The sequence below is a fragment of the Acidovorax sp. KPB24-07 genome (assembly GCF_057543315.1).
On the sequence record NZ_BAAJYS010000201.1, the window covers coordinates 1 to 6,780 of the forward strand.

The following is a 6,780-nucleotide window of genomic DNA, read 5'->3' on the forward strand; positions in this document are numbered from 1 at the left end:
GACACCATCCAGACCCGCGCTGCAGATGCCGCTCAAGGAACGCCAGCGGCGCCACCAGGCGCTGATGGAGCGGCCTCCGCAGCCCCGGCCAGCGGCGCCGGGGCGGAATGGACCTGCGCCGCGCTTTCAGCCTGCGCGCCGGCATGCAGGCGAAGGGCCTGCACCGCATCGTGGCAACGCCATGCGGCGCGCTCACGGGCCCGGGCCAGGTGCTCCGCGCAGAAATAGGCCAGACCGGGCGCCCGGCTTCCAGGCTCGGGCAGCGCGTGGTTGTCGTGGTCGGCAAAGGCGACCCAGTCGCCATAGGCGCCCTCGGCCGCATCGTCCAGGGGCTGGCCGCAGATCGCGCAGGTGGCTGGGTTCATGGGTGCGGCTCCGGTGGTGTCATCGCCAAGGCACGGCAGGGCCGTGCGCGGGCTTGGCGGCGGCCCCCAAGGCGGCGCGCGCCTGGGAAGTCCGGCCATTTCGCCCGGTCTACGATTTTGCAGGGCAACCCCCGTGCGCGTGCGCCTGTTTTGTGAAGGTTTGTGAGCCCCGCCCCGCGCGCGCCCTTGCCGCTACCCGCCCGCCATGCGCAGCCGGCGCGCTGCATCCTCGGCCCGCGCATCGTCGATCTCGCGCATCACCGCCTGCAGGTCCACATCCGCATGGCGGCGCTCATAGCGACCGGTGAGCGGGGTCTCGTTCGTGAGCTGGCCGCTCTGGTACAGGGTCCAGATCTCGGGGCCGTATTCGGTGGCCCGCAACTCGGGCGCGAACTGGCCGAAGAAATCGCGCAGGTTGGCCACGTCGCGCAGCAGCATGCGCGGAGCATGGTTGTTGCCCGCCGCATCCACGGCCTGGGGCAGGTCGATGATGACCGGGCCCTCGGCGCCTTCGTCCGCACCGGCGCCAGGGATGTGGGCGAGCAGGATGTTGAATTCGGACAAGTCCCCGTGCACCACGCCCGCGCACAACATGCGCACCACCTCGGCGATCAGCGTGGCATGGTGCGCCCGGGCCTGCTCGGGCGTGAACGCCACGTCGTTCAGTCGCGGCGCCGCATCGCCGTGCGCGTCGGTCACCAGCTCCATGAGCAGCACGCCCTCGTGGAAGTTGAACGGCTGCGGCACGCGCACGCCGGCTGCCGCCAGGCGGTAGAGCGCATCGACCTCGGCGCTCTGCCACGCGGCCTCCTGCGCTTGCCGGCCGAACTTGCTGCCCTTGGCCATCGCACGGGCCGAGCGGGAGTTCTTGACCCGGCGGTTCTCGGTGTAGTCCACCGCCTGCCGGAAGCTGCGGTGCGTGGCCTCCTTGTAGATCTTGGCGCAGCGCGTTTCGTCGCCGCAGCGCACCACGTACACCATGGCTTCCTTGCCGCTCATGAGCTGGCGCACCACGGTGTCGATGAGGCCTTCCTCGATGAGGGACTGGAGTCTGGGGGGAGCTTTCATCGGAGCATTTTGCCCCCTGGCAAGACCGTCTATGCTTCTGCGCCGGGCGCATCCATGAAGCACCCTCCACGTCCATGCCAATGATCTTGAAGACAACCAATCCCCGGCGCCGGAAACGCGGCGTTCATGGCGTGGCGATGCTGGGCATCGCCTGGGCGCTGTGCGGAACGAACACGGCGCAGGCCGACGCGCCCACCGCCGCACAAGCTATCCACGCCATCGGCCACCCCTCTGCGATTCACATCGACAAGGGCGCCGCACACAGCGTGCAAGGCGGGGATGCGAACTGCGAAAACCTTTCCATCGACACCCGCCGGGTGGCCTATTTTTGGCAGCATGCCGTCCGAAGCGCCCGGTACAACTACCTCCAGAGTCTGGACCAGGGCGACTGCCAGGCCGAAGCGCAACTGCAACTGACGAACCGGAAAAAAAGGCCGGCTGTCGCTGGACAACGCGACGGGCTGGGGTGTGCTGCAAATTCACCAGACCACGTACTACCTCTACTGCGAGGCCTGTGAAGGGCTGATGGGCGCAGACTTCACCTTTCCTTCCGTCAAGTGAACAGGCCTCCAACCTCGGTGCATTAGCTGCACCGCAACGCGGGCCGTGTCAGCCCCCGGCACCGGCCCACACCGGATTGAGCAGACGCTCCAGCCGCTGGTGCGAAGCCTCCACGCGCTGCAATGCCGCATCGACCAGAGCAGGCGTCATCACGATGCGCTTGCCATCGGCCTCGAACGGCTTGCCGCGCGAGATCGGCACCAGCGAGGCGCGAAACGCCTTGTCCTTGGCCAGCACGTCGTCGGGCGCCAGGTTGCGCGCCTTCAGCATGGCCAGCCGGTCCTTCAGCGCCGCCTCGTAGCGCGGATTCACCACGGGCTTGCGCTGCTTCATGCTGGCCTGGTAGCTCAGTGCCGTCGCGCGCTCGTACTCGATCGAATTGCGCATGGCCGCGGCCAGGCGGTCCTGCGCGGCCTCGGTGGCGGCGGCGTCGGAGACGTCCACGCCCGCCCAGAAGTCGCGGTGCACCTGCTCGGTGAGCACGGCGTCTTCCTTGAACATGGACATCAGCAGCGCCTGCCGCTTGGCGCTCAGTTCGGCCGCCCAGGGTGAGCTGGCCAGCAGGCAGGCGAGGACCAGTGCGAAGCCGGCGCGGAGCCATCGGTGGGACGGAAAATTCATGGGCATGCCTTCGTGGTCGGGTCTGTTGGTTGAAGAAGCAAGGGAAGACGCTGGACCCGGCAGAACGCCGGCCGGGCGGGTGCGGTCGGCCCGCCAGTATCGCCGTGGCGTGCCGCCCCCATGCCACAGGGCCCGGCCGTCGCCGGCCGCTGCGGGTCTTAGCATCACGCCCATGCCCCACGACCTGCCCCCGGCCCTGACCCTTGCCGACATCGACTTCACCGCCCCAGCGCACGAGGTGGCACGCCGGCTCATCGGCGTGACGCTGCTGGTCGACGGCGTGGGCGGCCGCATCGTGGAAACCGAGGCCTACGACCAGACCGACCCGGCCTCGCACACCTTCGGTGGCCCCACGGCCCGCAACGCGGCCATGTTCGGCCCGCCGGGCTGCGCCTACGTGTACCGCTCCTACGGCCTGCACTGGTGCGTCAACACCGTGTGCCGCGAAGCGGGCCATGGCGCCGGCGTGCTGCTGCGGGCCATCGAGCCCACCCACGGACTGGACGCCCTGCGCGAACGGCGCGGCCTGCAGGACGCCCGGCTGCTGTGCGCCGGCCCCGGGCGACTGGCGCAGGCGCTGGGCATCGACGCACGCCTGAACGGCGAGTCCCTGCACCTGCCGCCGTTCGCGCTGCTGCAGCCTTCGCCGGGCCACCCGGCGCCCGACGTGATTGCCGGGCCACGCATCGGCATCTCCAAGGCGGTGGACGTGCCCTGGCGGTTCGGGGAGAAGGGTTCACGGTTCTTGAGCCGGCCGTTCACGGCGGGGGTGGGAAACCAGGGCTGATCCGCCGGATGGCCCCAACCAGCCATCGCCAGGCCAAAAGCCCGATTCGAAACAGGAACGACCGATGACCATGAAAAGCGCCCTGCGAACCATCACCCTGCCATGGCTGGCGTGGGCTGCCCTGGCCCATTCGGGGCCAATGGACCCATCGCCGCCACTGGGCTCGGCATCCGCATCGGCATCGAAGGCCGCGGCAGCAACCGAACGGGATGAGGACCGCCGCCGAATGGAAGCCCGCGCCTACGCCATCGGCCCGGTGCGCCGCATCACGTTGTCCAGCGCGCGATTCTTCGATGCGCAAGGCAAGCCATGCACGGCCGATCCGCCGCCGGCCCGCGTCACTGAGCGGTACGTGCGCAACTTCCTGCGGCAGGCCATCCCCATCTCGCAGGTGGCGGTGATGAACGAGTACGGCTCCTTCGGGGAATGCACCAGCGATCCCGTGGACGTGCAATTCAACGACGGCCGGCAGGTGCGCCTTTCGTTCTCGGCCGACAGCGGCGTGGGCTATCTGTCGCCGGTGGTCAAGGGCCGGGAGGAAGACGTTTACTTCTACTACTGCGAGGTTTGCAAGCGGTGAAGTGAAGGGGGCAGGAGCGCGCCGCCAAGCCGCCCGCGCCCTTATCCGTCTTGCCGCGCGGCCCCCTGCGCCGCAACGCCCGGTCCCCGCGCCCGCAAGGCCCGCAACCGGCGGTGCGCCTCGCCGTCCATCTCCACCGGCAATTGGTGCTTGGCCTGCAGGTAGTGGTGGGTGAACACGTCGAGATAGGCCTCCAGTGTCTGGGCTGCATGCGACTCGCCCGCCAGTTCAAGGCAGATCGCCGCCACTTCGGAGGTGCAGAAATGGTCGTCGCGCTGGGAGCGGCGCAGCCGGTAGCGCGACAGCTGCTCGGGCTGCAGGCTGAGCACCGGCAGGTGGTTCAGGTAGGGGCTCTTCCTGAACATCTTGCGCGCCTCGGTCCAGGTGGCGTCCAGCAGCACGAACAGCGGGCGCCGGGGTTGCAGCGGCGGCATGCCCTGCGCTGGAATCTCTGTGGGCGCCACCCGGGTCACCACCCGCGAAGGCTCCGCGAACTCGCCAGGAAACACCACATACGGCTGCCACTGCGGGTCGCGCAGCAGCGCCAGCAGGGCCGGGTCCACCACCGTGCGCGCCCAGCCGAAGGCGAAGGTGTCCGGCACGACGTCGGCGATCAGCCAGCCCGTGTTGCTGGGCTTGAGCGGCTCGATGTCGGCCATCAGCAGGCACATGCCGGCCTGGGTGGCGACCTGCGGCCGCACGGCGCACAGGCAGTGGCTGGGCACCAGCCGGCAAGCGGGGCAGCGCTCGCCGCGCGGGCCGCCCCGGGCGAGGAACGGCTTGGAACTGCGCGCCAGGCGCTCGGTGCGCAGGCGGGAGACGGCGTGGGGAACGAGGGAGTGGCCGGCCATGCGGTCCACGGGATCGGTCAAGCCAGCTCTTCCAGCAAGGTGGCCACCGTGGCGATGAGGGCTGGCAACGAGTCCTGGGCCACGGTCCAGACCGTGTGCACCCGGATGGTGGCGTAGCCATGGATCAGCTGGTTGCGAAACGCCACGATCTGCGCCAGATCCGGTATGCGCGCAGCCAGTGCGGCGTCTGCCCTGGCCAATTGGCCGAGCGCCTCGCCGATGATCTCGAACTTGCGCTCCACGGCCGCCTGCGCCATTTCATTGGCGGCGTAAGCCTCGGCGTCCATGCCCTGTAGAAAATTCTGAATGGCCTTTGCCGCCGCCTGCACATCCCACAGAAAAGCGCGCGGATCACGCGGCAACATACACAGGCTCCCGATGGCGGTTGATGCTGGCCAATACGTAGGGATTGCGCACTGCGCCCGGCTCGATCAAGTCCACCGGACGGCCGAGCAATTGCTCCAGCGCGGCTTTGGTGCCGAAAAACGAGTGCAGCCCAACGGGCGCGTTGTCGGCGAACTCCACCAGAAAATCCACATCGCTGGTGCCCGGATCGAAATCGTGCGCACGGGCTGCGGAGCCGAATACCTCCAGCCGGCGCACGCCGAAGCGCTGGCAGATGGCCGCGATGCGCGGCAGGTGTTGGGCGATGGCGGAATGCATGCGGGAGATTCTAGGGGCGCACCTGCTGCCCATCGGCCGACACTGCACGGCGCGCATGGCCCTGCCCATGACGAGGGCCCCACTCAACCGCCCACGTGCTCCAGCTCGAACAGCGGCACCTCGGCCTGGCGGCTCAGCCACAGGCCGCCGCCCAGCTCCAGCGCGCCCTCGCGCAGCCCGCGCCGGTACAGCGTGGCGGAGTGCCGGAAGATGCGCGCATCGGTCAGGTCTTCGTCGATGATGTCGCGCTCGTAGTCCTCTCGGGACACGGCCTCGACATACAGCGCGCCGCGGCTCAACTGGCCCAGGTTGCGCAGGGCGGCCTTCAGATCGGGCGGGCTCAGGTAGGGCAGCACGCCCTGGCAGATGACCAGGTCGAACGGCTCGCTGGCCTGGTAGTCCACCACCGAGCCCTGCTGCCACCCGTAGCGCTCGCACAGGTAGGGGCTGAACTCCACGCCCTGGTAGCTGGCCGCGGGAAAGTGCTGCGCCACGATGCCCTTCCACAGCCCGATGCCGCAGCCCACGTCCAGCACGCGCTGCACCGGCACCCGCAGGTACTTGAGGTAGCTGCACACGAAAGTGCCCAGGCGCTCCATGTGCTGCGGGTCCACCACGCTGGTCTTCTTGTCGTAGTAGAAGCGCTGGTAGTACGCCTCGTCGAAGGTGCTTGCGCTGGCTGATTTCAAAGAGGCGGTCCTTGCAGGGAAGTGGAAAAGAAGGGAGGGGCTGGGCGAAGCCAAAACGGTGGCAGCGAGTATCCCGTATCGCCACGGCACGCGCGCCCGCCCCGAGCACGCCCACCGCCGTGCGCACCGCAGGACAGGCCGGCGCCGTCCGGCGTCGGCGATACGGCATGGCACGGCACTGCATCACCCGATTCGAATGGACGCGACACAATGGGCCGGCATGAGCGCAGCCCCCTCCTCCACGCCCCTTTCCGCACCACCCGGCCCCGCCCCGTCCGACCACTGGATCGCCACCGCGCACGGCCGCCTGTTCGCGCGGTGCTGGGCCGCCGGGCCCACGCCCTGCCCCGACGCATCCGCGCCGCCGCCCATCGTCCTCTTCCACGACTCGCTGGGCTGCGTGGACCTGTGGCGCGAGTTTCCCGCCGTGCTGTGCCGAGCGACGGGCCGCAGGGTGATCGCGTACGACCGCCTGGGCTTCGGCCGCTCCGACGCGCGCACGGGCCTGCTGCCGCGGGACTTCGTGGAAGACGAGGCGCGCACCAGCCTGCCGGCCCTGCGCGCGCACTTCGGCGTGCAGCGCTTCGTGGCGCTG

At 69.3% G+C, this 6,780-nt stretch carries 11 protein-coding genes; 4 read left to right on the top strand and 7 right to left on the bottom strand.

All coding sequences use genetic code 11. From position 1 onward, the window contains the following. Positions 1 to 32: 32 nt before the first annotated feature. Complete coding sequence (locus AC27IQ_RS16950) at positions 33 to 365, bottom strand: hypothetical protein (protein WP_487090156.1); 333 nt, start codon at positions 363 to 365, stop codon at positions 33 to 35. 192 nt (positions 366 to 557) lie between these two features. Further along, positions 558 to 1,433: a PA4780 family RIO1-like protein kinase gene (locus AC27IQ_RS16955; RefSeq protein WP_284407374.1), complete on the bottom strand. Its 876-nt coding sequence runs from the start codon at positions 1,431 to 1,433 to the stop codon at positions 558 to 560. A gap of 137 nt (positions 1,434 to 1,570) precedes the next feature. Here AC27IQ_RS16955 and AC27IQ_RS16960 point away from each other — a divergent pair, with 137 nt between their 5' ends. After that, positions 1,571 to 1,951: a hypothetical protein gene (locus tag AC27IQ_RS16960; protein WP_487090157.1), complete on the top strand. Its 381-nt coding sequence runs from the start codon at positions 1,571 to 1,573 to the stop codon at positions 1,949 to 1,951. A gap of 91 nt (positions 1,952 to 2,042) precedes the next feature. On the opposite strand, the gene AC27IQ_RS16965 is transcribed toward AC27IQ_RS16960, so the two are convergent. After that, positions 2,043 to 2,615, bottom strand: a complete 573-nt coding sequence (locus AC27IQ_RS16965) for a hypothetical protein (RefSeq protein WP_284401716.1) — start codon at positions 2,613 to 2,615, stop codon at positions 2,043 to 2,045. A 172-nt stretch (positions 2,616 to 2,787) separates the two neighbouring features. On the opposite strand from AC27IQ_RS16965, the gene AC27IQ_RS16970 reads away from it, so the two are divergent. Both AC27IQ_RS16970 and AC27IQ_RS16975 read left to right on the top strand, forming a co-directional pair. Then, positions 2,788 to 3,402, top strand: coding sequence for a DNA-3-methyladenine glycosylase (locus AC27IQ_RS16970; protein ID WP_487090158.1), 615 nt, complete (start codon positions 2,788 to 2,790; stop codon positions 3,400 to 3,402). 64 nt (positions 3,403 to 3,466) lie between these two features. Continuing rightward, on the top strand, positions 3,467 to 3,982 hold the full coding sequence (locus tag AC27IQ_RS16975; RefSeq protein WP_487090159.1) for a hypothetical protein: 516 nt from the start codon (positions 3,467 to 3,469) through the stop codon (positions 3,980 to 3,982). Positions 3,983 to 4,023: 41 nt separating this feature from the next. On the opposite strand, the gene AC27IQ_RS16980 is transcribed toward AC27IQ_RS16975, so the two are convergent. The 4 genes from AC27IQ_RS16980 to AC27IQ_RS16995 form a co-directional block, all read right to left on the bottom strand. Next, positions 4,024 to 4,833, bottom strand: coding sequence for a tRNA-uridine aminocarboxypropyltransferase (locus AC27IQ_RS16980; protein ID WP_487090161.1), 810 nt, complete (start codon positions 4,831 to 4,833; stop codon positions 4,024 to 4,026). 17 nt (positions 4,834 to 4,850) lie between these two features. Next, a complete protein-coding gene (locus tag AC27IQ_RS16985; protein ID WP_272566656.1) occupies positions 4,851 to 5,198 on the bottom strand; it encodes a HepT-like ribonuclease domain-containing protein in 348 nt (115 codons plus the stop codon). Then, a complete protein-coding gene (locus tag AC27IQ_RS16990) occupies positions 5,185 to 5,496 on the bottom strand; it encodes a nucleotidyltransferase family protein (protein WP_284406437.1) in 312 nt (103 codons plus the stop codon). Before AC27IQ_RS16990 ends, AC27IQ_RS16985 begins: the two co-directional genes overlap by 14 nt. 83 nt (positions 5,497 to 5,579) lie before the next feature. Then, entirely contained in the window at positions 5,580 to 6,185 is a 606-nt protein-coding gene (locus AC27IQ_RS16995) for a class I SAM-dependent methyltransferase (RefSeq protein WP_272566652.1), read from the bottom strand. A gap of 220 nt (positions 6,186 to 6,405) precedes the next feature. On the opposite strand from AC27IQ_RS16995, the gene AC27IQ_RS17000 reads away from it, so the two are divergent. Next, positions 6,406 to 6,780: alpha/beta fold hydrolase (locus AC27IQ_RS17000; RefSeq protein ID WP_487090160.1), on the top strand; the 375-nt coding region annotated here is incomplete at its 3' end.

What these genes read in the sequence shown, in the direction of transcription:
- AC27IQ_RS16950 (WP_487090156.1), bottom strand. Translation starts at nt 365, where the DNA reads ATGAACCCAGCCACCTGCGCGATCTGCGGCCAGCCCCTGGACGATGCG.
- AC27IQ_RS16955 (WP_284407374.1), bottom strand. Translation starts at nt 1,433, where the DNA reads ATGAAAGCTCCCCCCAGACTCCAGTCCCTCATCGAGGAAGGCCTCATC.
- AC27IQ_RS16960 (WP_487090157.1), top strand. Translation starts at nt 1,571, where the DNA reads ATGCTGGGCATCGCCTGGGCGCTGTGCGGAACGAACACGGCGCAGGCC.
- AC27IQ_RS16965 (WP_284401716.1), bottom strand. Translation starts at nt 2,615, where the DNA reads ATGAATTTTCCGTCCCACCGATGGCTCCGCGCCGGCTTCGCACTGGTC.
- AC27IQ_RS16970 (WP_487090158.1), top strand. Translation starts at nt 2,788, where the DNA reads ATGCCCCACGACCTGCCCCCGGCCCTGACCCTTGCCGACATCGACTTC.
- AC27IQ_RS16975 (WP_487090159.1), top strand. Translation starts at nt 3,467, where the DNA reads ATGACCATGAAAAGCGCCCTGCGAACCATCACCCTGCCATGGCTGGCG.
- AC27IQ_RS16980 (WP_487090161.1), bottom strand. Translation starts at nt 4,833, where the DNA reads ATGGCCGGCCACTCCCTCGTTCCCCACGCCGTCTCCCGCCTGCGCACC.
- AC27IQ_RS16985 (WP_272566656.1), bottom strand. Translation starts at nt 5,198, where the DNA reads ATGTTGCCGCGTGATCCGCGCGCTTTTCTGTGGGATGTGCAGGCGGCG.
- AC27IQ_RS16990 (WP_284406437.1), bottom strand. Translation starts at nt 5,496, where the DNA reads ATGCATTCCGCCATCGCCCAACACCTGCCGCGCATCGCGGCCATCTGC.